Annotated in this window: 20 protein-coding genes; 11 read left to right on the top strand and 9 right to left on the bottom strand. The window is 61.1% G+C overall.

All coding sequences use genetic code 11. The annotated features are described in order from the left end of the window. Positions 1 to 61: 61 nt before the first annotated feature. The 3 genes from AC3RCJ_RS13085 to AC3RCJ_RS13075 all read right to left on the bottom strand — a co-directional run bounded on the left by AC3RCJ_RS13085 (position 62) and on the right by AC3RCJ_RS13075 (position 3,617). Positions 62 to 2,311 (bottom strand): RelA/SpoT family protein, encoded by a 2,250-nt coding sequence (locus AC3RCJ_RS13085; RefSeq protein ID WP_492958763.1) that lies wholly within the window; start codon positions 2,309 to 2,311, stop codon positions 62 to 64. Positions 2,312 to 2,319: 8 nt separating this feature from the next. Then, on the bottom strand, positions 2,320 to 2,670 hold the full coding sequence (locus AC3RCJ_RS13080) for a RidA family protein (RefSeq protein WP_492958761.1): 351 nt from the start codon (positions 2,668 to 2,670) through the stop codon (positions 2,320 to 2,322). Between the two features lie 65 nt (positions 2,671 to 2,735). Next, positions 2,736 to 3,617 (bottom strand): alpha/beta fold hydrolase, encoded by an 882-nt coding sequence (locus tag AC3RCJ_RS13075; RefSeq protein ID WP_492958759.1) that lies wholly within the window; start codon positions 3,615 to 3,617, stop codon positions 2,736 to 2,738. 251 nt (positions 3,618 to 3,868) lie between these two features. Here AC3RCJ_RS13075 and AC3RCJ_RS13070 point away from each other — a divergent pair, with 251 nt between their 5' ends. Continuing rightward, positions 3,869 to 5,170, top strand: a complete 1,302-nt coding sequence (locus AC3RCJ_RS13070; RefSeq protein WP_492958757.1) for a dicarboxylate/amino acid:cation symporter — start codon at positions 3,869 to 3,871, stop codon at positions 5,168 to 5,170. 230 nt (positions 5,171 to 5,400) lie between these two features. After that, positions 5,401 to 5,817, top strand: a complete 417-nt coding sequence (locus AC3RCJ_RS13065) for a DoxX family protein (protein ID WP_492958755.1) — start codon at positions 5,401 to 5,403, stop codon at positions 5,815 to 5,817. 50 nt (positions 5,818 to 5,867) lie between these two features. On the opposite strand, the gene AC3RCJ_RS13060 is transcribed toward AC3RCJ_RS13065, so the two are convergent. Continuing rightward, positions 5,868 to 6,518: a CoA transferase subunit B gene (locus tag AC3RCJ_RS13060; RefSeq protein ID WP_492958753.1), complete on the bottom strand. Its 651-nt coding sequence runs from the start codon at positions 6,516 to 6,518 to the stop codon at positions 5,868 to 5,870. Between the two features lie 21 nt (positions 6,519 to 6,539). After that, on the bottom strand, positions 6,540 to 7,238 hold the full coding sequence (locus AC3RCJ_RS13055) for a CoA transferase subunit A (protein WP_070289089.1): 699 nt from the start codon (positions 7,236 to 7,238) through the stop codon (positions 6,540 to 6,542). 147 nt (positions 7,239 to 7,385) lie between these two features. On the opposite strand from AC3RCJ_RS13055, the gene AC3RCJ_RS13050 reads away from it, so the two are divergent. Beyond that, the gene (locus AC3RCJ_RS13050) at positions 7,386 to 7,952 is read left to right on the top strand and encodes a LuxR C-terminal-related transcriptional regulator (protein ID WP_086137696.1); all 567 of its coding nucleotides are present in this window, start codon (positions 7,386 to 7,388) and stop codon (positions 7,950 to 7,952) included. A 67-nt stretch (positions 7,953 to 8,019) separates the two neighbouring features. Here AC3RCJ_RS13050 and AC3RCJ_RS13045 read toward each other — a convergent pair whose 3' ends face one another. Next, positions 8,020 to 8,796, bottom strand: coding sequence for an SDR family oxidoreductase (locus AC3RCJ_RS13045; RefSeq protein ID WP_034752351.1), 777 nt, complete (start codon positions 8,794 to 8,796; stop codon positions 8,020 to 8,022). Between the two features lie 269 nt (positions 8,797 to 9,065). On the opposite strand from AC3RCJ_RS13045, the gene AC3RCJ_RS13040 reads away from it, so the two are divergent. From AC3RCJ_RS13040 to AC3RCJ_RS13005, 8 genes are all read left to right on the top strand, one after another. Continuing rightward, complete coding sequence (locus tag AC3RCJ_RS13040; RefSeq protein ID WP_492958750.1) at positions 9,066 to 10,742, top strand: electron transfer flavoprotein-ubiquinone oxidoreductase; 1,677 nt, start codon at positions 9,066 to 9,068, stop codon at positions 10,740 to 10,742. 154 nt (positions 10,743 to 10,896) lie between these two features. Then, positions 10,897 to 13,575 (top strand): tetratricopeptide repeat protein, encoded by a 2,679-nt coding sequence (locus tag AC3RCJ_RS13035; RefSeq protein WP_492958748.1) that lies wholly within the window; start codon positions 10,897 to 10,899, stop codon positions 13,573 to 13,575. Beyond that, positions 13,572 to 14,288, top strand: a complete 717-nt coding sequence (locus AC3RCJ_RS13030; RefSeq protein WP_492958746.1) for a class I SAM-dependent methyltransferase — start codon at positions 13,572 to 13,574, stop codon at positions 14,286 to 14,288. The genes AC3RCJ_RS13035 and AC3RCJ_RS13030 overlap by 4 nt, the downstream gene beginning before the upstream one ends. Positions 14,289 to 14,306: 18 nt before the next feature. After that, on the top strand, positions 14,307 to 15,503 hold the full coding sequence (locus AC3RCJ_RS13025; RefSeq protein ID WP_492958744.1) for an aminotransferase class I/II-fold pyridoxal phosphate-dependent enzyme: 1,197 nt from the start codon (positions 14,307 to 14,309) through the stop codon (positions 15,501 to 15,503). After that, positions 15,500 to 16,690 carry an aminotransferase class I/II-fold pyridoxal phosphate-dependent enzyme gene (locus AC3RCJ_RS13020; RefSeq protein ID WP_492958742.1) on the top strand — a complete coding sequence of 397 codons (1,191 nt, stop codon included), beginning with the start codon at positions 15,500 to 15,502 and terminating at the stop codon, positions 16,688 to 16,690. Before AC3RCJ_RS13025 ends, AC3RCJ_RS13020 begins: the two co-directional genes overlap by 4 nt. A 1-nt stretch (position 16,691) precedes the next feature. Beyond that, the gene (locus AC3RCJ_RS13015; RefSeq protein WP_492958740.1) at positions 16,692 to 17,426 is read left to right on the top strand and encodes a WbqC family protein; all 735 of its coding nucleotides are present in this window, start codon (positions 16,692 to 16,694) and stop codon (positions 17,424 to 17,426) included. Positions 17,427 to 17,608: 182 nt separating this feature from the next. After that, positions 17,609 to 18,763, top strand: a complete 1,155-nt coding sequence (locus AC3RCJ_RS13010; protein ID WP_492958738.1) for a flagellin N-terminal helical domain-containing protein — start codon at positions 17,609 to 17,611, stop codon at positions 18,761 to 18,763. A 99-nt stretch (positions 18,764 to 18,862) separates the two neighbouring features. Further along, positions 18,863 to 19,969, top strand: a complete 1,107-nt coding sequence (locus AC3RCJ_RS13005) for a hypothetical protein (protein ID WP_492958736.1) — start codon at positions 18,863 to 18,865, stop codon at positions 19,967 to 19,969. Between the two features lie 115 nt (positions 19,970 to 20,084). Here AC3RCJ_RS13005 and AC3RCJ_RS13000 read toward each other — a convergent pair whose 3' ends face one another. The 3 genes from AC3RCJ_RS13000 to AC3RCJ_RS12990 are packed head-to-tail and all read right to left on the bottom strand — an operon-like array spanning position 20,085 to position 24,101. Continuing rightward, positions 20,085 to 22,172: a flagellar biosynthesis protein FlhA gene (locus AC3RCJ_RS13000; protein WP_492958734.1), complete on the bottom strand. Its 2,088-nt coding sequence runs from the start codon at positions 22,170 to 22,172 to the stop codon at positions 20,085 to 20,087. After that, positions 22,169 to 23,308: a flagellar type III secretion system protein FlhB gene (flhB, locus tag AC3RCJ_RS12995; RefSeq protein ID WP_492958732.1), complete on the bottom strand. Its 1,140-nt coding sequence runs from the start codon at positions 23,306 to 23,308 to the stop codon at positions 22,169 to 22,171. The genes AC3RCJ_RS13000 and flhB overlap by 4 nt, the downstream gene beginning before the upstream one ends. Then, on the bottom strand, positions 23,298 to 24,101 hold the full coding sequence (locus AC3RCJ_RS12990) for a flagellar biosynthetic protein FliR (RefSeq protein ID WP_492958730.1): 804 nt from the start codon (positions 24,099 to 24,101) through the stop codon (positions 23,298 to 23,300). The genes flhB and AC3RCJ_RS12990 overlap by 11 nt, the downstream gene beginning before the upstream one ends. Positions 24,102 to 24,112 lie beyond the last annotated feature (11 nt).

The following is a 24,112-nucleotide window of genomic DNA, read 5'->3' as shown; positions in this document are numbered from 1 at the left end:
ACGAAGGTACGGTGAGCATCGCAGGCCGCCTATACCGACGCGCAGTAGGTTTGGTCAGGCGTCAGCTACGGCGCGCCTCAAGCACCCCGCTCACGTCTTTAATTACATTCAGCGCCTTCAACAGCTGCGCCGTCGAGCTGATCTCGGCCGTAAACGTCATGCGGGCCTGGCCCTTGGCGCTTTGGGTATTGACGCCGATCACGTTGATCTTTTCGCGCGAAAAGATTTCGGAAATGTCGCGCAGCAAGCCCTGGCGGTCGCCAGCAAGAATAAAAATATCGACCGGATACACGGTGTCGTGCCCGCCCGTGCTGCCCCACTCGGTAAAAATCACGCGCTCGGGCGACTTGGCGCGCATTTCCTCGAAGTTCTTGCAGGTGGCACGGTGGATCGAGACGCCCTTGCCGCGCGTCACAAAGCCGACGATGCTGTCCGGCGGCGCCGGCTTGCAGCACTTGGCCAGCACCGTCATCAAGCCTTCCGTGCCCACCACCAGCACGCCGGACTTGGCGCCCTGCTCCACGCTGGAAGCGCGGCTCTTGCCCACCAGCACGGCGTCTTCCGGCACCACCACTTCGCCATTGTCGTGCAGCGCCTGCTCCACGTGGCGCAGGCTGAATTCATCCTTGCCCACCGACAAGAACAGTTCGTCAACCTTGGAAAAACCCAGCTTTTGCGCCAGCGCCTCGAGGTTGACGGCCGTCTTGCCTTCGCGCTGCAAGGACTTTTCCACCAGCGCGCGGCCGTGGGCCAGCGTTTCCTGCATGTCGATGGCGTGGAACCAGGCGCGTATCTTCGACCGCGTGCGCGTGCTGACGGCGTAGCCGGCGCTGAGCCAGTCGCGCGACGGCCCGGCCGTGCCCGGCGCGCCCTTGGCCGTGATGATTTCGCAGGTCTGGCCATTCTTCAGCTGCGTATTCAGGGGGACCATCACGCCATCGACCTTGGCGCCGCGGCAACGGTGGCCCACATCGCTATGCAGATGGTAGGCAAAGTCCACGGGCGTGGCGCCCACGGGCAACTCCAGCACGCGCGCCTGCGGCGTCATGACGAAGATGCGGTCGTCCAGGGTGGCGGATTTCAGTTTTTCCACCCATTCGCGCTGGATTTCTTCCTGGCCCACGACGGCATCGGCCACTTCGGTCTTCCAGGCCAGCAACTGGCGCAGCCAGGCGATCTTTTCGTCGTACTTCTGGCCGGCAAAATTCGAGCCGCCCTCTTCCTTGTAGCGCCAGTGCGCGGCCACGCCGTATTCGGCAAAGCTGTGCATTTCATTCGTGCGTATCTGCACTTCCAGCGGCCGGCCGTCCTCGGCCGTCACCACCGTGTGCAGCGACTGATAACCGTTGGGTTTCGGGCGCGAAATGTAATCGTCGAATTCTTTCGGGATGGGGGTCCAGATATTGTGGACCACGCCCAGCACCGTGTAGCAGGTTTTCACGTCGGCAACAATGACGCGGAAGGCGCGCACGTCGTACAGGGCCGTGAAATCGAGTTCCTTGCCGCGCATCTTGTTCCAGATGCTATAGATATGTTTCGGGCGGCCGAAGACTTCGGCCTGGATGCCGGCCGAGGCCAGCTCCGTTTGCAGGCGCAGGATCGCCGAGGACACAAAGCCCTCGCGCATCATGCGCTTTTCTTCCAGCATCTTGGCGATGCGCTTATACGCTTCCGGTTCGATGAAGCGGAACGATAAATCTTCCAGTTCCCACTTCAGTTGCCAGATGCCGAGGCGGTTGGCCAGCGGCGCGTACAAATCCAGGGTTTCCTTGCCGTATTCGCGCGTCATGTCGTTAAACAGCTTCAACTCGGCAAAATAGCGCAAGGTCGTCACGCAGGCGGCCAGGCGCACCAGCACGACGCGCATGTCGGAGGCCATTGCCAGCAGCATCTTGCGCAAGGTTTCCACCTGGGCCACGGCTTGCTGCGCCGCATTCTTGCCGCGCCCGCCGCCGGCGTGCTGCGTCTGGGTCAGCGCGCGCAAGCGTATCAGCTGGCGCACGCCGGTGGCCAGGTCGCACACCTGCTTGCCGAAGCGCGGTTCGATATCGGCCGCCGTGTCGGGTTCCAGCAAGGTCAGCTCGAACATCAGGCCGGCGATGCGCGTTTCCGCATCGCTGCGCAGGAACGCCAGGGTGGTGGCCACGCCGATGGCGAATTCCAGCGCGGAACGGCCGGCAAAGGTCTGCTTGTCGCCATACGCCGCGGTGGCATACGCGAGCGCGTCCAGCACGCGCGCGCTGTCCGGCGCACTCAAGCCCTCTACCAGTTGTTCCGAGGTGGCGCTATTCGGGGCCGAGATGGAAACCATGTAATACCTTAGCGTTCTGCAGCGATGATGACGATTTCAACCAGGCATGCCGGATTGGCCAGTTTCGCTTCCACCGTGGCGCGCGGCGGCGTATGGCTGGACGCGACCCAGTCGTCCCACACTGCGTTCATGCCGTCGAAGTCCTTCATGTCGGCGATGTAGATCTGGCAGGACAGGATGCAGGTCTTGTCACTGCCCGCTTCCATCAGCAGGCGGTCGACGTGGCCCAGCACTTCGCGCGTCTGCCCGACGATATCCTGCGTCGTGTCTTCGGCGATCTGGCCGGCCAGATAGATGGTGCTGTTGTGTATCGCCACTTCGGAGAGGCGCTTGCCTACGTGCAGTCGTTTAATTTCCATGCTTTTCTTTCGTTTGTTTCAAAATCTGTACTGCGTTACTGAATATCGTACTGCGAGTTAGCTGCTTACTTGCCCAGCAAAAATTTGCGCGCGATGGCGATCTGGTCGTCATGGATGAAGGTGGGCGCATGGCCCACGCCCGGCACTTCCACCAGCTCGGCTTTCGGGCCGCGGCCCAGCATGCTCTGCGCCGTCGCGTGCGACAGCAAGTCCGATTCGGCGCCGCGCACCAGCAGGGTCGGGCAGCGCACGGCATCATACGCGGCCCACAGCATGGCTTCATCGGTGGCCGCCGATTCCGGCGTGGCCGAGCGGAAAGGCATGGCCAGGCCCATGTCGTAATGCCGGCGCCAGTGGCCATCCTTGTCCTGGCGTAACACATCCACCGCCAGTTTATGCCATTCCGCGTCCGTGTGCGGGCCGAAGCTGGCGGACACGTCGCGGACAAAACGCGCGCCCTGCTCGAAGGTCTCGAAACGCAAGTCCTGGCCGATGTAATCGCCGATGCGCTGCAAGGCTTCCGGCGCCAGGGTCGGGCCGATATCGTTGAGCACCAGCTTGCTGATCGGGCTGTCCGGCAAGGAGGCCAGGCCCAGGCCGATCAAGCCGCCCATCGAGGTGCCGAACCAGTCCACCGTCTGGCGTTCGCCATTGGCCAGCACGCGCGCCAGCAAGGTCACCATGTCGCTCACGTACTGCGGGATGCGGTAGAACTGCGGATTGGCCAGCCAGCCGGAGCGTCCGCGCCCCACCACGTCCGGGCAGACCACGCGGTAATCGCTGGCCAGCGCGCGCGCCAGGTTGTCGAAGTCGTCGGCCACGCGCGTCACGCCATGGGCGCAGACGAGCACGTTCGGATTGTCGGGCGCCCCCCACTCCTTGTAGGACATGGTATGCAAGCCTGCGGGAGAGATGCACTGGACGGATTTGATGCTCGCTTCGATCATGCCAATTCCTTATTTGATATAAAAAGAGCACCGCTTCCTGCCTTCTGCCGGGTGTCCCGCGCGCGACGCTACGGCAGTGTAGCGCAGCGCGGTCAATGCTCCAAGCGCACGCCTGAAATGCTGCGGCGCAGCATCCGCACCATGCTGGAATACCCGATATAGCGAAACTGCATATCTGCGGTTATCCACAATTGAGCGGCCTCGCCAATCGGTAGATGATCGCAGCATCAACCCGCAAGAGGAGACCACTCATGAAAAAACCATTTTACAAAATCCTGTACGTACAGGTGCTGCTCGCCATCGTGGCGGGCGTGCTGCTGGGGGTGTTCTACCCATCGAACGCCGTCGACATGAAACCGCTGGGCGACGGCTTCATCAAGCTGATCAAGATGATCATCGCGCCCGTGATCTTTTGCACCGTGGTCTCCGGCATCGCGGGCATGCAGGACGTCAAGAAGATCGGCCGCGTAGGCGGCAAGGCGCTGCTGTACTTCGAGGTGGTCTCGACCTTCGCGCTGGCCATCGGTTTGCTGGTTGCCAACATCCTCAAACCGGGCGCCGGCTTCAATGCCGATCCGGCCCACCTGGACGCCAAGTCGATCGCGCAATACACGCACGCCGAAGGCTTGACCACCGTCGACTTCCTGATGAATATCATCCCGAAGACCTTCGTTGACGCGTTTGCCAAGGGCGACATCCTGCAAGTGCTGCTGATCGCCGTGCTGTTCGGCTTTTCGCTGTCCCTGCTGGGCGAGCGCGGCCGTCCCGTCACGAAACTGATCGACGAGCTGTCGCATGCCATCTTCGGCATGGTCAACATCATCATGAAAGTCGCACCGATCGGCGCCTTCGGCGCCATGGCCTTCACCATCGGCAAATACGGCCTGGCATCGCTGATCCCGCTGGCCAAGCTGATGGGTTCGTTCTACCTGACCTGCTTCCTGTTCGTCTTCGTCGTGCTGGGCCTGATCGCCAAGTACACGGGCTTTTCCATCGGCCGCTTCTTGCTGTACATCAAGGAAGAACTGCTGATCGTGCTCGGTACCAGCTCGTCGGAATCGGCCCTGCCGGCCCTGATGAAGAAACTCGAGCGCCTGGGCTGCTCGAAACCGGTGGTCGGCCTGGTCGTGCCCACCGGCTACTCGTTCAACCTGGACGGCACCAACATCTACATGACCATGGCCGCCCTGTTCGTGGCGCAAGCCACCAACACGGACCTGACCATCTGGCAGGAACTGACCATCCTGGGCGTGGCGATGCTGACCTCGAAAGGCGCGTCCGGCATCACGGGCGCCGGCTTCATCACCCTGGCCGCCACCCTGGCCGTCGTGCCGACGATACCCGTGGCCGGCATGGCGCTGATCCTGGGCATCGACCGCTTCATGAGCGAATGCCGCGCGCTGACGAATTTTGTCGGTAACGGCGTGGCCACCATCGTCGTGTCGAAATGGGAAAAAGAGCTGGACATGGACAAGCTGCACAGCGAGCTGGCCCATCCCACCCACCCTGCCGACGACGCACATGTGGCGCCGACCGTGAACATCGTCAAGTAAGACGTATCACCACAGCAACACGCAAGCCCCGCGGAGCGATCCCCGGGGCTTTTTTCATGCCCGCCCCGACCCATCATCAACATTTGGTAAATGATGCATCAATATTTCATAAGATGATTAATCAATGAAAAATGATTACAGTATGAACACTGTTTGTCAGCAAGCTCACGCATAATCGCGATTGCAAGCCTGACACCGATTCATCCCCCCATCGAATGGAGTATGCCGCCATGTCCAACTTCCCGCCCCCCGCCTTCCTTGCCACCTGGAACCCACGTTTGCTGGGCCTGCTACGCATCATCGTCGGTTTCCTGTATATCCAGCACGGCACGGCCAAGCTGTTCGGCGCGCCACACGTGGCCATGTTCGATGGCCTGCAATTGTTTTCCCTGATGGGCGCGGCCGGCGTGCTGGAACTGGCTGGCGGCGCGCTGCTGCTGCTGGGCTTGTTCACGCGCCCCGTCGCCTTCATCCTGTCGGGCCAGATGGCGGCCGCCTACTTCATGGCGCATGCACCGGCCGCCTTCCTGCCCATCCTCAACGGCGGCGAGCTGGCCGTGCTGTACTGCTTCACCTTCCTGTACTTCGCCGTGGCCGGCGCGGGCGCGTTCAGCGTCGATGGCTTGCGCGGCAAGGCTGGCGCATAAAAAAAGGGCGGACATCGCTGTCCGCCCCGTCATTCCATGCAGCGCCGCGCTTAGACGGCCGAAACGTCCAGTTCAGCGCCCGTGGCCGCCTGCACCTGTTCCTTGCTCACGCCCGGCGCCAGTTCCACCAGCTTCAAGCCATTTCCCGTCACGTCGATGACGCCCAGGTCGCTGATGATGACGTCGACCACGCCCACGCCCGTCAGCGGCAAGTCGCACTGTTTCAGCAATTTATGCGACGTCGTGCCATCCTTGGCTGTGGCCACGTGTTCCATCAGCACGACGACGCGCTTGACGCCGGCGACCAGGTCCATCGCGCCGCCCATGCCCTTGACCATCTTGCCTGGAATCATCCAGTTCGCCAGGTCGCCCTTTTCCGACACCTGCATGGCGCCCAGGATGGCCAGGTTGATCTTGCCGCCCCGGATCATGCCGAACGAATCGGCCGAGCTGAAGTAGGCGGCGCCCGGCAGGGCCGTCACCGTCTGCTTGCCCGCGTTGATCAGGTCGGCATCGACCTCATCCTCGGTGGGAAACGGGCCGATGCCCAGCAAGCCGTTTTCCGACTGCAAAAACACTTCCATATTGTCCGGCACATAGTTGGCCACCAGGGTCGGCAAGCCGATGCCCAGGTTCACATAAAAGCCATCCTGCAATTCCTTTGCCGCGCGCGCGGCCATTTCATCTCTTGTCCAAGCCATGATCATCTCCCAATCTTGTATTTAGTCGGCGCGCACGGTGCGCTGCTCGATGCGTTTTTCCGGGTTCGCGTTGACCACGATGCGGTGCACGAAGATGCTCGGCGTGTGGACCTGGTCCGGGTCGATCTCGCCCACTTCGACCAGTTTTTCCACTTCGACGATGGTGATCTTGCCCGCCATGGCCACGTTCGGGTTGAAGTTGCGCGCCGTCTTGCGGTAGATCAGGTTGCCGGCGCGGTCGGCCATGTAGGCTTTGACCAGGGCCACGTCGGCCACGAGGCTGCGCTCCATCACGTACTGTTCGCCGTCGAATTCGCGCAATTCCTTGCCGTCGGCAACGATGGTGCCCACGCCCGTCTTGGTGAAAAAGGCGGGAATGCCGGCGCCGCCGGCGCGCAGTTTCTCGGCCAGCGTGCCTTGCGGCGTGAATTCCAGTTCCAGTTCGCCGGCCAGGTACTGGCGCGCGAATTCCTTGTTTTCGCCCACGTAGGAGGCAATCATCTTCTTGATCTGGCGCGTGGTCAGCAGCTGGCCCAGGCCGAAGCCGTCCACGCCGGCGTTGTTGGAAATGGCCGTCAGGCCCGTCACGCCCGAATCGCGCAAGGCGCCGATCAGGGCTTCGGGGATGCCGCACAGGCCGAAGCCGCCAACGGCGATGGTCTGGCCATCTTGGACGATACCGGCCAGCGCCGAGGCGGCGTCAGGATAAACTTTATTCATGGGTGTCCCTCTATCTTTTGTTAAGCTTTGGTCTTGAGTCCATGACTCAGGCAGCGTCTCAGCATAAAATACGCGAGTGGAAAGTACAATACCGTAGAACTACCGGCGCCGTGCCGGCAATCCCCCTGTGAGAGTGATACGCATCAGATGAACGCCGCGTCAGCCATCGATTATGAAAGCATCTTCCTGCACGCGCCCGTGGGCATGTGCATGTCGGAAAACCGCATCATGCGCAGCTGCAACGAGGCGCTGGCGGCCATGTTCGGCTACGCGCGCGCCCAGCTCGACGACCAGTCCTTCGAAGTACTCTACCCCACGCACGACGAATTCCTGCGCACCGGTGACCGCATCATCCCCATCATGAACGCCAGGGGCCGCTATTCGGACGAGCGCATCATGCGCCGCAGCAATGGGGAATTGTTCTGGTGCCACGTCACGGGCCACGCCATGCTGCCGAACAAACCGCTGGGAGCGGGCATCTGGACGTTCGAGGATGTCAGCGAGAAACGTCCCGTGACGGCCGAGCTGACCCCGCGCGAGCGCGAGATCGCCGCCCTGCTGGTGGAGGGCAAGACCAGCAAGGTCATCGCCCGCCAGATCGACCTCAGCCCCCGCACGGTGGAAATGCACCGCGCCAAGCTGATGCGCAAGTTCGCCGCCTCGACCTCGTCCGAGCTGGTGCACAAGCTGGTGGGGCTGCAGCTGCAGCGCTAGGGCTGCTTTGACGCAAGACAAACCCGCAGCGTGCCGCAAAGCGCGACGCGCAGCAGGTTTTATGGCGTTAAAACGTGCTCATGCCGCCATCGGCGGAGATAATGGCGCCATTGATGAAATGCGAATCCTCGCCCGCCAGCAGCAGCAACAGGCCGTCGAGGTCTTCCGGCTTGCCCGGGCGTTTATTGGGCAGCATCTCGATCAGCTTCTTGCCCTGCTCGGTGGCGAAATAATCCTCGTTGATTTCCGTGGAAATATAGCCGGGGCAGATGGCGTTGGTGTTGATGCCGTACTTGCCCCACTCCACGGCCATGGCGCGCGTCATGTGCACCATGCCCGCCTTGCTCATGCAATATACGCCGATCTGCGGCAGCACCTGCAAGCCCGCCATCGAGGCAATATTGATGATGCGGTGCTGTTTCTTCGGGTCGCCCTTGGCGCGCGCGATCATGCGCTTGGCCGTCTGCTGGGCCACGAAGAACGATCCGCGCAGATTGGTGTCCATCACGAACGAGTAATCTTCGGGCGTGACGTCGACCAGGCGTTGCGTGGTGGAGACACCGGAATTATTGACGAGGATATCGATGGGACCGGCTTCCGTTTCCGCATGCGCGATGGCCGACTTGATGCTGGCGAAGTCGGTCACGTCGAGCGACACCACGTGCGCGGCGCCGCCGTCCGCTTCGATCTCGGCGCGCAGCTCCTTCAGGCGCTCGGTGCGGCGCGAGGCCAGCACGACCTGGGCGCCGGCCTGCGCCAGCACTTTCGCAAAGCGCGCGCCGAGGCCGCTCGATGCGCCGGTAATCAGGGCAATCTTGCCCTCGAAATTGACTTCTATGCCCACGAGCTACTCCTGTATTGTTTTGAATGACACCTTGCCGCTGCTACCCAGCCCGGGCGGCAGGGCAAAAACACCTGCGCCACACTTGAGCAAAAGTAAACGCCATCATTACACAAAATGGCCGGATTTAGATTGCGGCGTGGGGCAATGTCACGCAAAATGGCGCCAAAGTTGCAATCTCCGCCAAAAACAAGCACACTCGTGCTTAAATTTCCACGAAGATTCATCACTGCCCCTACACTCACCCTATTTAGTGACTATAAATCGAGACCATGACACAGCCTAATAACTTAGTTGAACAGTACGGACCGCGCGAAACCATGGAGTATGACGTGGTCATCGTGGGCGGCGGCCCCGCAGGCCTGGCGGCCGCGATCCGCCTGAAACAGCTTGCGGCAGAGAAAAGCCAGGAAGTGTCCGTGTGCGTGCTGGAAAAAGGCGGCGAGCTGGGCGCCCATATCCTGTCGGGCGCCATCATGGACCCGAAAGCCTTGACCGAACTGATCCCGAACTGGAAGGAATTGGGCGCGCCCCTGAACACGGCAGTGACGGAAGACCGCATCCTGTTCCTGACGGAAACCAAGGCGTATAAAACGCCAGGCTTCGCCGTGCCGGCCTGCTTTGAAAACCACGGCAACTACATCGTCTCGCTGGGCAATGTGGTGCGCTGGATGGGTCAGCAGGCGGAAAACCTGGGCGTGGAAATCTTCCCGGGCTTTCCTGCCGCGGAAATCCTCTACAACGACGACGGCTCCGTGAAAGGCGTGGCGACCGGCAACATGGGCGTCAAGCGCGATGGCGAACCGGGTCCCGACTTCCAGCTGGGCATGGAATTGCACGCCAAGTACACCTTGTTCGCCGAAGGCGCGCGCGGCCACCTGGGCAAGCAATTGATGGCCAAGTATGACTTGAACGCCGGCAAGGACCCGCAATCGTATGGCATCGGCATCAAGGAATTGTGGGAAATCGACCCGGCCCAGCACAAGCCGGGCCTGGTGATCCACTCGAGCGGCTGGCCGCTGGACACGAAAACCTATGGCGGCTCCTTCCTGTACCACCTGGAAAACAACCAGGTGATGGTCGGCTATGTGGTGGGCCTGAACTACGAAAACCCCTACCTGTCGCCGTACGAGGAATTCCAACGCTACAAGACGCATCCGGAAATCCGCAAGTTCTTCGAAGGCGGCAAGCGCATCTCGTACGGCGCGCGGGCGATTGCGGCCGGCGGCCTGCAATCGCTGCCGAAGCTGGTGTTTGCCGGCGGCGCGCTGATCGGCTGCGATGCGGGCTTTTTGAACATGAGCCGCATCAAGGGCAGCCATGCAGCCATCAAGAGCGGCATGCTGGCGGCGGACGCGGCCTTCGGCGCGCTGGGCGAGCAGCGCCAGCACGACGAACTGACGAGCTACCCCGTGGCGTTTGAACAATCGTGGCTGCATGAAGAGCTGCACGTGGCGCGCAACGTCAAGCCATGGCTGTCGAAAGGCTTGTACCTGGGCAGCCTGATGACGGGCATCGACCAGTTGATCTTCCGCGGCAAGGCGCCGTGGACCCTGCACCACTCGCATGGCGACCACGAATGCCTGAAGCCGGCGGCCCAGTCGAAGAAGATCGTGTATCCGAAACCCGATGGCAAGCTGACCTTCGACAAGATGTCGTCCGTCTTCATCTCGAACACCAACCACGCGGAAGACCAGCCCATCCACCTGACCTTGAAGAACGCCAGCGTGCCCGTCGACGTCAACCTGGCCACGTATGCGGGTCCGGAAGCGCGCTACTGTCCCGCCGGCGTGTACGAATTCGTGAAGAACGACGACGGCGCCGAACGCCTGCAGATCAATGCGCAAAACTGCGTGCACTGCAAGACCTGCGACATCAAGGACCCGACGCAGAACATCGTGTGGGTGACGCCGGAAGGCGGCGGCGGGCCGAATTATCCGAATATGTAAGCGGCTGCCGGCAAGGCGGGCTGCCCGGAAAAATGGCGTGCATGCTGAATGGTATGCACGCCATTTTCTTTAAATGAACTTTCTGAAGAAGAAATTTCTCTAATGCACTTCTACCCGCTACAATTCAACCTGACGCCCACTCTCCCCTCCCCCCATGAACGCGACCGATTTCGCTGCATCGCCCTCCAGTGACGGGCAACAGCCGACCCAGCTGGAAATCGACCATATCGTCAGCCTCTACGAGAGCGGCGCGCATGCGCAAATGGAAGCGTCGACGCGCTCCCTGCTCGAGCGCTATCCTGACTCAGCCTTGGCATGGAGCGTGCTGGGCATGGCCTTGCAACTGCAAGGCAAGGATGCCCTCGAGGCCCTGCAAAGAACCGTGGAACTGGCGCCGCACGACGCGGAAGCACATCTGCATCTCGGCAATGCGCATATGGACCTTGGGCAAGCCGATCTGGCAATCGGCAGTTTCATGCGAGCGCTGGAACTGCAACCAGACTTCGCCGAGGCATTGAGTCGCCTGGGCCTTGTATTGCAGGCTCAAGGACATCTTGCCGAAGCGGCCGAATGCTATCGGGGAGCAATGAAAATCGATCCATCCCTGGTCGCGGCGCACATCGGGGTTGGCGACATCCTGCAACTGCAGCGTCAATTCAAGGCCGCTGAAGCCAGCTACCTGCATGCGGCAACGCTTGCACCGGGCGTGCCGGACATTTATTGCAAGCTCGGTGATATCCGGCTGACGATGGGGCGGCACGAGCAGGCTAAACTCAGCTATGGCATGGCCCTGGAACTGGATCCCGCGCATGCCATGGCCCATGGCGGAATGGGATCGGTGTTCCTGCAGCTGGCCAATCACGAACAGGCCGTTGCCAGTTATCGCGCTGCCGTGCAGTCGCCCATGGCTACCGCATCGCACTATCACGGCCTGGGCCGCAGCCTGCACGTCATCGGCCAGACTGACGAGGCAGAAGCGGCTTACCGGCATGCCATCGACCTGGATCCCTTTACACCGGCTGCGATGCTGCATTATGCGGACCTGCTGCGGGAAACCATGCGCAACGATCAGGCTATTGCGATTTACCGGGCAGCCTTGTTGCTCCAGCCCAGGAATACGGATGTCCTGAACAATCTCGGCATGGCGCTCCAGGAAAATGGCGAGCTGGACCAGGCTCTCGCTTATTTCCAGCAGGTACAGGCGTTGACGCCCAAGAGTCCCATTCCCCATTGCAACGTCGGCTCGGTCCTGCAAGCGCAAGGCCAGCGGGCGGCAGCCATGCAAAGCTACCGGCGCGCACTGAAAATCGCCCCCCTGTATGCCGGCGCCCATTTCAATCTGGGGTCCTGCCTGATGGAGTCGGGCCGGCTTGAAGATTCACTGAAAAGCTACGAAACAGCCATCAAGCTCGATGCACAACAGCGCCTGCCACATGTGAATATGAGCGCCACCCTGAGCAAATTAGGCCGTACCAGCCAGGCCATTGGCCACTGCCGCCAGGCACTGAAGGTCAATCCTGCCTGGAATGACCTGCATAGCAACCTGTTATTTTTTCTTGGCCATAGCGGACGCATGGATGGCGCGGCCCTGTTTGCCGAACATCTGCGTTTCGGCGCGCAATTTGAAGCACCGCTGCGCGCAGGCTGGCGCCCACATGGCAACGATCGCGATCCGGAGCGGCGCTTGCGCATCGGTTTCGTCTCGGGGGATTTCCATAATCATGCGGTCGCCAATTTTCTGGAACCCGTCCTGGCCCGGCTTGCAGGCAATGTCAACCTGGCAATGTATGGTTACTACAACAACACCATCGACGACGGCCATACCAAGCGCATGCGTAGCCATATGGAACAGTGGCGCAACGTCAGCACCCTGGCCGACGATGCGATGGCCAATCTGATTCGCGCGGATCAGATCGACGTGCTGATCGACCTGTCTGGCCACACGGCAGGCAATCGCTTGCCTGTCTTTGCCCGAAAACCCGCGCCGCTCCAGGCCAGCTGGATGGGGTATCCGGGCACGACCGGCTTGCAGGCGATGGATTATTTTTTCAGTGATAAAAAAATCCTGCCTGCCGGGGAATTTGATCATTTGTTCCTGGAAAAAATAGTTCGCCTGCCCATCAGTGCGCCCTTCACTCCCTATACGCTGGCGCCGGACGTAGGGCCGTTACCAGCCTTGACAAATGGACACCTGACCTTCGGCAGTTTCAATCGTGCCAACAAGCTCAATCGCCAGGTCATTGCCCTCTGGTCACAAGTATTGCGTGCCATACCCGATGCGACCATGCTGTTGGCCGGGCTGGAAGGCGATGGGCGCGACAATTATTTGCGCGAGTGGTTTGCTGAAGAAGGCATCAACAGCAACCGCCTGCGTCTGCACCGGCGTGGTGACATGACGGAATACATGGAGCTGCATCATCAGGTAGATATTTGCCTGAACACTTTCCCGTACACGGGAACAACCACCCTGTGCCATGCGCTGTGGATGGGCGTGCCGACGCTGAGTTGTAGCGGCAACACGATTCCTTCGCGCGCGTCGGCGGCCTATCTTGGCCACGTGGGCCTCGAAGCATTTGCCGCGCACGATGAAACGGACTTCGTCCAGAAGGCGGTATCCTGGTCGCAAGACATTGCCGCACTGGCGGCCCTGCGCGCGGACTTGCGCGCGCAATTCATCCGTTCGCCCATTGCCCAGCCCGCGCTGGTCAGCGAGGGCGTGGAACGCGCCTTGCGCACCATGTGGCGCCGCTGGTGCCAGCAATTGCCGGCCATATCCTTTGATGCCATGCATCATGATCAAGCACTGACGACAGCGGAAGAGCGACTGCAATGAGCACAGATGACAGCAAGCCGGCAAAAAGCTACCCGGTACTCGATCACGACGAGTATGCAAGGAGCCGGCCGGCCGATGATTTCTGGGGGCAGATCAAACGCACCGTCAACGGCAAGCCAGTCACCGAGGAACAGATCGCACTGATCGTCACTGCCATCAAAAACAACCTGTGCTTGCATCCTGATGATGTGCTGCTGGACTTGGCCTGTGGCAACGGGGCTCTCTCTACCCGCCTGTTCGACAGTTGCCGCGCATTTCTCGGCGTGGACTTGTCAGGCTATCTGATTTCGGTGGCAAGAAAACACCATGAAATCCCTCCCCGCTACCTTTTTCTGGAACAGGCTGCCGATCAGTATGTATTATCGGAGACGCAACCACTGCGTTACTCGAAAGTGCTTTGCTACGGAAGTTTTTCCTATTTTTCAGAAGTGGCGGCACGCGTCGTGCTGCAAGCACTCTTTGAACGCTTCACTGAGGTGGAAAGCATCTACATCGGCAACCTGCCGGACCGCGACAAGCTGGATTTGTTCTACAAGGAAAACCGTCCCGGCGAAGAGGAATTGGCCGACCACGCATCCCGCATCGGCATCTGGCGCAGCCAGGACGAATTTGCCGCCCTGGCCAGCGCAGCGGGATGGACGACGCGGTTCATCACCGCCAACCCGCAGTTCTATGCGGCCCACTACCGCTACGACGCCATTCTGAGCCGCTAGCGCGGCGCTTCCCAGCCCATGAAAAATACCGCAGCCGACCTGGCATTGTTTGGCGGCAACAGCCTCTTTGCCACGCCGAAATCAACCTCGAATCTGGTGCGTCCCGATATCGACAATTTTCTTGCCTACTCGAAACAATTCTATCTGCGACGCCAATACACCAACAATGGTCCCCTGGTGCAACAGCTTGAAAAGCGTTTGGCGGCACTGCACCAGACTGACTACTGCGTCACTTTTTGCAGCGGCTTCTGGGCCCTGGTACTGGCCATTTCTGCCCTGGCACGCACAGGGAAGAGCGAAATCATCATGCCATCGCTGACGTATCGCCGCATGGCCGATATCGCCGCATGGAATCGGCTGCAAGCGCGCTTCTGCGAGGTCGATCCGACTACCCTGGCCATGAGCGCCGCCACCGTGGAAAAGTGCATCACGGATGAGACTGCCCTCATGCTGTGCGTCCACCCCATCGTCAACTGCTGCGATGCGGCGGATCTGTGCACATTGGCGCGCAGCCATGGCATCCCCGTGCTGTTCGACGCGGTGGAGTCCGTGTACGAGACGGTGCCAAACGGCAAGGTGGGACAATTTGGCGATGCGGAAATTTTTTCCATGCATGCAAGTAAACTCATCAATGGGTTCGAAGGTGGCTACCTCACCACCAATAACCGGCAATTGGCGGAAAACCTGGCGCTGGTGCGCGGCTTTGGCTTCAAACAGGCCGACAATATCGCCGTGCCCGGTGGCATGAATGCCAAGCTCAACGAAGTGCATGCCGCCATGGCCCTGGCCAGTCTGGATGACCTGGAAGATCAGGTCGCCCGTAATCGCGCACGCTACCGGCTGTACCAATCATTGCTGCAACCAATTTCGGGCCTGCAACTGCTTGAATTCGATGAAAGCCAGCAGACCAGCTACAAGAATATAGTCGTGCGCCTGGCAGCCGGATGGCCGCTGACACGGGCCGACACGCTGCGCATCCTGCATGCCGAACAGATCGTCGCGCGTCCGTACTACTTTCCTGCCCTGCATCAGAAACCCATGGCCTACCCGCATGTCGCCGCCGACCTGCCGGACACCGAGCGGCTGGCGGAAGAATTCATGCTGTTACCTTGCGGTCACCTTGTCGACGAACATGATATACGTCAGATTACCGCGCTGCTGGCGATGCTGCAGCAGCAAGCGCCACTCATCCAACGCCAACTGGAATCCCTATGAACGTGCCGGCCTTTGCACTGTTGGGCGCAGCGCCTGCCTTTGAGCGTCCGATTCCCGTCGGACAGCTGTATTTTCCCGCATGGGAGCGCTATGAAGCGGCGTTCCGCGGCATCTTCGAGCGCCAGTACTATACCAACCAGGGGCCGCTGGCGGCACAACTGGAAGGCAGGTTGCAAGAGTTCCTCGGGGTACGCCATGCCATCTGCGTCAGCAACGCCACCATCGGGCTGATGATGGTCGCCGAAGCGCTGCAGCTGCGCGGCAAGGTGATCCTGCCGGCATTTACCTTTGCCGCCTCGGCCCAGTCTCTGAGCTGGACCGGCATTGAACCCGTGTTCTGCGATGTCGACCAACAGACCGGACAGATTGCGCTGGACCAGATTGCCGCCTTGATCGACAGCGACACGAGCGCCATCATGGGGGTCAACCTGTGGGGCGGCGCCTGCGACCCGCTGGCACTTGAAGCGCTGGCGCGCAAGCACAATGTGCAACTGTATTTCGATTCCGCGCATGCCTTTGGCTGCGCCGTGGAGGGTAAAAGAATTGGCAACTTCGGCCAGGCGGAAGTATTTTCTTTTCATGCAACAAAAGTGCTCAGCGCAAGCGAAGGCGGCTGCATCTGCACCAATGACGATATCCTGGCGGCGCGCCTGCGCAATATCCGCAGCAGCTACGGCGCCGGCCATGCCGTGCCGGTGGTGAAGACCTCCAACGGGCGCATGTCCGAGGCACAGGCGGCCATTGCATTCATGAGCCTGGAGGACTTTCCTGTCAACCAGGCAAATAATGAGCAGCAATATAAAGCCTATGCGCTGGGCTTGCGCGACATCCCCGGCATCAGCCTGATGAGGCCGGTCGGCGTCAGTTTTTCTAATTATCAATATTTAGTCTGCAATATCGACGCCGTGGCGTTCGGCATGCCGCGCGACCTGATCATGGACTTGCTGAAGGCGGAAAACGTGCTGGCACGCCGCTATTTCTATCCGGGCGTACACCGCTGCATTCCCTACATTGATGATTTTCCCCAGTACCAGGACCGGCTGCCGCAAACCGACGCGCTGTGTGCGAATGTCATGCAACTGCCCGTCGGAGCGCTGCTGTCGCAGCTCGATATCGCGCGCATTTGCCAGATACTGGCGCTTGCCCAACGGCATGCAGCAGCCATCCAGCAGGCCATGCAGGGCTGACATGTCGGAAAAAATCACGCTCGGCATCATGCAGCCGTATTTTTTTCCCTATCTCGGCTACTTCGACCTGATCAACCGTACCGACCGCTGGATCGTTTTCGACGTGGTGCGCTATGCGCCAAAAAGCTGGATGAACCGGAACCGCATCCTGCATCCCTCGGCCGGCTGGCAATATGTCAGCTTGCCGGTCGACAGGCATGCGGGCACAGGGCTGATCCTCGACGTGCCCTTGCTGGACCCGCAAGCGGCCCACGACAAGATCCAGGGGCAGATACAGCATTACCGGGCCGCCGGCGCCCCCTTTTTCCATGCCGTCTCGGCGCTGATCAGCCAGGCATTCACCAAGGCAGCCAGTGATCGGCTGCGCGACGTGAATGTGGCGTCCCTGGCGGCCGTCTGCACCTACCTCGAATTGCCATTCCATCCAGACAATCTTTCCGACCTGCACCTGCCCCTGCCGGAAATACAGCATGCCGGCCAGTGGGCACTGGAAATTTGCGACCTGCTCGGTGCCCGGCGCTACCTCAACCCACCCGGCGGCAAGGACATTTTTCGCCCTGCCGAATGGGCGCAGCGCGGTATCGAACTGGATTTTACAAGCATGGTGTCGTTCAGCTATGCGACCGGCCGCCATCAATTTGTCGAACACCTTTCCATCATCGATGTCCTGATGTGGAATCCGCCTGCCACGGTAAAAGCCTATCTGGACAGCCGCAAGCATCCGCGCAGTCGGTAGGAAAACAGCCGACGGTGGGGCGATGTCGCGTGGCTGCCAGGAAGTACGCGCACGGCGAGGAAAAATAATTTGAAAAAATTTCTCATAAGAATTTAATTTTCCCAAGGAAACGGTCGTCTTGTACTTGGGAGAGCGCAGAGTATGCTGCTCCGCACCGTAACCAACTAACTGGAGTACCTTTCATGCTGAGCCTTCACACCAACGCAGCGGCCTTGTCCGCACAAAATTCGATCTCGAAAACCCAACAATCGCTGTCGACTTCGATGACGCGCCTGTCCACCGGCTTCCGCATCAACTCGGCAATGGATGACGCTGCCGGCCTGCAAATTGCAACCCGCCTGAAAGCACAAACCAGCGGTATGGCCATGGCCATGCGCAACACGCAAAACGCCACCTCGATGATCCAGACCGCCGACGGCGCACTGGGCGAAACCGTCAACATCCTGGTCCGCATGAAAGACCTGGCCACGCAAGCGGCAGATGCATCGGCAACCGCAGACGACAAAAAAGCAATGCAAGCTGAATTTGACACCCTGACGGCTGAGCTGACCAATGTTGTGGGCAATACCTCTTTCGGTGGCGCAAAGCTGTTGACCAGCAAGGCAACAGCAAATGATTCCACTTCAGCTGGCGGCGCGTTTACGTCAGCTAACGCCAATAAGACGACAAAAACCACCGATCTGGGTACTGCAACCACCGCTTATAACAACGCCGTAACCGCGAATGCAACGCCAACCGCAGCAACGCTTGCTGCAGTGGCATCGACGGCTGAAACCATGCGTTTGGCTCAAATTGATCTGGACGACGCTACCAAGGCAGCCGACGTCGCATCCGCATACGCAACAGCAGTTGCAGCCTCGCTCGCCAGCAGCGATACTGGTGGCAAATTCAATACATCGATCAGTTTCCAGATTGGCGCCTCCACCACTGAGAAGATGGGCCTGGATCTGTCGACCGAACTGAGCGCCATGCATACCTCGATTCGTAATGCAACTGGTGAGTACAACGCATTTGGCCTGGCAGCCAATGTCAAAGGTGCTGAACTGACCGCTCCTGGCACCGCCTCGACCACGATCGACAAGCTGCAAACGGCCATCGACGCCGTCGGCACCACGCGTTCCGCACTGGGTGCCGCTGGTAACCGTCTGGACCACGTTGCCACCAACCTGGCCAACGTCAGCACCAACACGCAAGCTGCTTCGGGCCGCATCATGGACACCGACTTCGCGACCGAAAGCTCGAACATGACCGCTTCGCAAATGCTGCTGCAAGCTGGTACCGCGATGCTGAAACAAAGCAACAGCATGTCCTCGATGGTCATGTCCTTGCTGCAATAATCGTAGCCGCCGTCCTGACCTGGCTCAGGTCAGGCCGACCAGAGCCAACTGCGCAAGCAGTTGGCTTTTTTTTATTCATCCCATGCGGGAGGAGCAGCAATGGCGATAGACCGTGTGTCCGCAGGCAATCCCCTGCCCCTGATTACCCAGCGCCTCGACGTCAGCAATGCCACGCCGATGACACCGGGCGTGGTGCAGCCGCTGGTGCCCGTCGGCCCCTTCATGGCGCCTGCGCCCGACGCCGGCACCCTGCCCGCGCAATTGCAGCAGGCACAAGATGGCCTGGCCGCGCTGATCAAGCCGAATGCGGATGGCGCCGGTGCCGGCGCGACGGCGCGCGACAGCAGCGCCATGCAGGTCAATCAACTGTTCTTCACGCGCCAGCTGGTCTGGCAGCCGCCCGACGCGGCGCAGCTGGCCGCCTCCTGGCGCGTGATGGTCAAGACGTATGGCGAACAATACGCGGCGCTGCAGGAACAGGCGCGCGGCCAGCACCTGCCCGGCAAGCTGTTCATGGCCGAGCAGCAGCCGGCGCTGCTGCGCGAAGGCGCCCGGCCGCCGCTGTCGATGGATGGCGAAGCGTGGCGCTTTGCCGTCTACGGCTGGGGCGGACAACGACTGATGCTGCGCGTGCTGGCCAGCGATGGCGACGAGGACAACACGCCGCGCCGGCGCCAGGGCAAGGTGGCCCTGCGCGTGGAGTTGATCATCATCGGCATCGGCCGCGTCCTGATCCAGATGGAGCCGGTGGCCGACGGCGTGCTGCTGGAACTGGCCGCCGACGAAGAACACGCGCTGCGCCACTTGCGCCTGGCCTTGCCGGCGATCGCCGACGCCGTGCGCCATGCCGGCTTGCGCGTGGTGCGCTGCCGCCTGAACCGCCAGCTGCACGTCCAGCGCGTGCACAATAATTTTCCCATGCAGGCGGCCGCCGCCGCCCTCTCGCTACCCCTGTTCCGCGCCATGGCCGAAGTGGCGCTGCTGCTGACGCAGCCGGAAGCGGAAGCGGCGGCCGATCCCGACGCGCCCGCGACACCCCCGGCCGAAACCGAAGAGGAAACCATCTTCACCTCGAAGGAAGTGGCGGCACCGCTCGGTTACGACTATGGCGACGCGGCGGCGGACGGACGGGAAGAGGAGGTGCTGCTGGCCGGGCCGGCGGCGCCGGAGCAGGATTTGCTGCCGCCCATCGACGAACAGGATTGATATAACGGGATTGATACACAGGATTGATACAACGGGATTGATACAACGGCGGGATTGATACAGCACAATAAAAAACGGCGCCCGAAGCGCCGTTTTTTATTGTTATTCCACCATGTCATCCCACCGTGCCGATGATGCTCACTTCGCGGTTTTCCGGGATTTCGTTGTATGACAGCACATGCAGGCCCGGTGCGAACAGGCGCGCATAGCGGGCCAGCAGCGGACGGATCTGCGGCAGCACCAGCAGCAGCGGCGGCGTGGCCTGCTGCTTCATCTGCTCGCGCGCCACCGGCATGTTCACCTGCAACTGCGACAGCAGGTGCGGATCGATAGGATAATTGTCCAGCGTCACCTTGCCCGCCTGGCGCGCCTGGTTCAGCGAACCGAGCAGCATGTTTTCCAGCTCGCCACCCAGGTTAAACGCCTGCATTTCCATCTTTTGCCCGAACAGGCCGCTGACGATCTGGCGCCGCAGCGCGCAGCGCACCTCGGCCGCCAGCAGGATCGGGTCCTTGGTCGTTTCCGCACCGTCGAGCAAGGTGGTGGCAATCGGCACGATATCCTTCAGCGAGATGTTTTCGGCCAGCAGCACGCGGAACACGCGCAGCAGCTGCGTGTGCGTGAGCGCCTTGTCCAGCGCGCCGGCCAGCTTCGGCGACAGCGCCGTCAGGCGCTCCATCATGTTCGAGACGTCTTCGTGGCGGAACAGTTCCGGCAGGTACTCGCGCACCATCTTCGACAAATGCGTGGCGATCACGCTGGGCGCCTCGATGACCTGGTAGCCCAGGCCCAGCGCATGCGCCTTTTCACCGGGCTCGATCCAGGTGACGGGCATGCCGTAGGCCGGCTCGATGCCGGGAATGCCGTCGAGCTGGCCATACACGTTCGGCGACGGAATCGCCATCAGGCGGTCGGCCTGCACTTCCGCCTGCGCCACCACGGTGCCCGACAGTACGATCGAATACTGCGACGGCTTCAGGGTCAGGTCGTCGCGCACGCCGATCGCCGGCAGCAGCAGGCCCATGGACTCGGACAGGCTCTGGCGCACGCCCTTGACGCGCTTGGTCAAAGGTTCGCCCTGCGTCTTATCCACCATGCCCACCAGCTTATAGCCGAGCATGACCATCAGCGGCTGCACGGCGGGCAATTGCTGCCACTCCAGCTCGGCCGGCTTTTCTTCGCGCAGGGCCGCCTCGATGGCGGCCATGCCGGCCATATCGGGCCCCTTCACGCGCTTGGTCAGGCGCCAGGCGACGAAAGCGAGCACGGCGGCGAAAGTCATGAACATGAACCACGGCATGCCCGGAATCAGGGCCAGCGCGACCATCATGCCCGAGGAGCTGAAGATCACCGTGGGCGACGTCAGTACCTGTCCGGCCACCTGCTGTTCGAAGTCGCCCGAATCGCTGATGCGGGTCACCAGGATGGCGGCGGCGGCCGACAGCAGCAGCGCCGGGATCTGCGCCACCAGGCCATCGCCGATGGTCAGCAGTGCGTATTGACGGAAAGCATCGCCGAACGACAGGTCGTGCATCAGCGAACCGATGGCCACGCCGCCCACCATGTTGATGATCAAAATCAAGATGCTGGCGACGGCGTCGCCGCGCACGAACTTCGAGGCGCCGTCCATGGCGCCATAGAAGTCCGCTTCGGCGGCCACGTCCTTGCGGCGCAGCTGGGCTTTTTCCTGGTTGATCAGGCCAGCGTTCAGGTCGGCATCGATGGCCATCTGCTTGCCCGGCAAGGCATCGAGGGTAAAGCGCGCGGACACTTCCGAGATGCGCTCGGCACCCTTGGTCACCACGGCGAAGTTGATGATCATCAAGATCACGAAGACCACGATGCCGACGACGAAGTTGCCGCCGATAACCACGTTACCGAAGGCCTCGATCACTTTACCGGCCGCGTCCGCCCCTGTATGGCCATGCAGCAAGACCACGCGCGTGGACGCCACGTTCAGCGTCAGCCGCAGCATGGTGGTGGCCAGGATCACCGTCGGGAAGACGGAGAAATCAAGCGGCCGCTTGGCCGAGACGCTGACCAGGATGACGATCAGTGCCAGCACGATATTGAAAGTGAACAGGATATCGAGCAGCACGGGCGGCAGCGGCAGGATGATCATCGCCAGGATCACCAGCAGGAACAGCGGCGTGGCGAACTTGTGGCGGCGCATTTCGGCAACCAACCGGTTCAGGAAATTCATGGCGGTACGACCTCGCTCAGATGAGATGGCACGGCCATCTCGGTGGGTAATACGGGCTGGGCAGCACGCTGCCCGGACCGGAATGCTTTCAATTGCAGGATGTAGTTGAGCACCTGCGACACGGCCTGGTACAGCTGCACGGGAATCTGCTGCTGCACCTGGCTGGTGTTGTAGATGGCGCGCGCCAGCGGCGGCAGCTCCAGCGTCTCGATATTGTTTTCGCGGGCGACCTGGCGGATGTACAGCGCCATCTCGTCGACGCCCTTGGCCACCACGAACGGCGCTTCGGCGCGGTCCTGGTCATACTTCAGGGCGACGGCGTAATGCTCGGGATTGACGATCACCACGTCGGCCCCGGGCACGGTCTTGCGCACGCTGCGCCGGCCGATCTGCTGCTGCAGCTGGCGGATGCGCTGGCGCACTTCGGGCCGCCCTTCGCTGCTTTTATGCTCTTCCTTGACATCCTGCTTGCTCATGCGCTGGTTGCGGGCAAAGAAGAAGGCCTGCGCCGGCACGTCGATGATGGCGAACAGGATGAAGACGGAAATGAGCGCCATCAGGCCGTCGAGCATCAGCGCCGAACCATCGAGCATGGCCTGCTGCAGGGGCCGGTGCTGCAGGTCCACGTATTGCGACAGGCTGGAGCGGCTGACGTGCACCAGCACCATGCCCAGCACCACCGCCTTGGCGATGGAAATCAGGAATTCGAAGCCATGCTTGGGCGTCAGCAGCCGGCCCAGGTTTTTCGCCGGGCTCAGGCGTTCCATCTTCGGCATCCAGTTTTTTGTGCTGATGACCCAGCCGCCGGGAATCAAGGAGCCCAGCACGACGAACAGGGGTACGCAAAACAGGGGCACGACCATCTTGATCAGCAGGCCCACCGAGGTGGTGAAGGCCATCGACATGGCATTGTCGAGGGCGCCCGTGCTGTCGAGCGGCATGAAGGCCATGGCGAACAGTTCGCGGAAGCTTTCCAGGTAGCCCGGCAGCAGGTAGATGAAGACCTTCATGCTGATCAGGATGCCCAGCGCCGTCGACAGGTCGCGCGAACGCACCACCTGCCCTTCCTGGCGCGACTTCTTCAGCTTTTGCTGTGAAGCCTTTTCTGTCTTGTCGCCCGTGCTGCTATCCGACATGATGGGCCATTCGCATCTGTTCGGTGATCATGTCCAGCACCCGGTTGGTCATGGCGATATAGTGCTCGGGCACGTATCGCACGATCTGCGCCAGCATCAGCAGGCCGAACACGGTAATCATGGAAAAGCCCAGCGAAAACAGGTTCAGCGACGGCGCCACGCGGTTCAGGAAACCGAAACCGAGCTGCACCACCATGGTGGAAAAGACGATGGGCATGGCCAGCAGCATGGCGGCGGCAAAGATCCACGCCACGTTGTAGGCCACCGTCTGCAACAGCAGCGGCGCGTAGCCCTGCCCCACGGGCCAGGCCTTGAAACTGGCGCCGATCACGCCCGTCAGCACCAGGTGTCCGTCGACGGCAAAGAAGACGATCATGCACATGATGGTCAGCAGGCCGGTGACCACGTCCGACGAGGTGCCGTTGAGCGGGTCGTTCATGACCGCCATGGAAAAACCCACCTGGCTCGACACCAGGTAGCCGAGCACCGACATCACCGACATGGCAAAGTGGAACGCCAGTCCCAGGATGAAGCCGATCACGGCCTGCTCCAGGGTGGCGACGATGGCATGCAGCGAGAACGGATCGATCTTCAGCAAGTCCTGCGAGGCGCCCGAGGCATGCATCGCGGGCAGCATCAGGATGGCCAGGATCAGCGACAGCAGGATGCGCACGGTGACGGGCACGGCGCCGTCGCCGATCACGGGCGAGGCGCTGAGCATGGCCAGGATGCGGCAGAACGGCCACCACACGGCCAGCAGAAACGGCAGCACCTGGGTCAGTATCTGTTCCATGGGCGCGCCCC

It is taken from the genome of Janthinobacterium sp. GW822-FHT07H11 (genome assembly GCF_058798615.1).
This window is presented reverse-complemented; position numbering and strand designations above follow the sequence as displayed.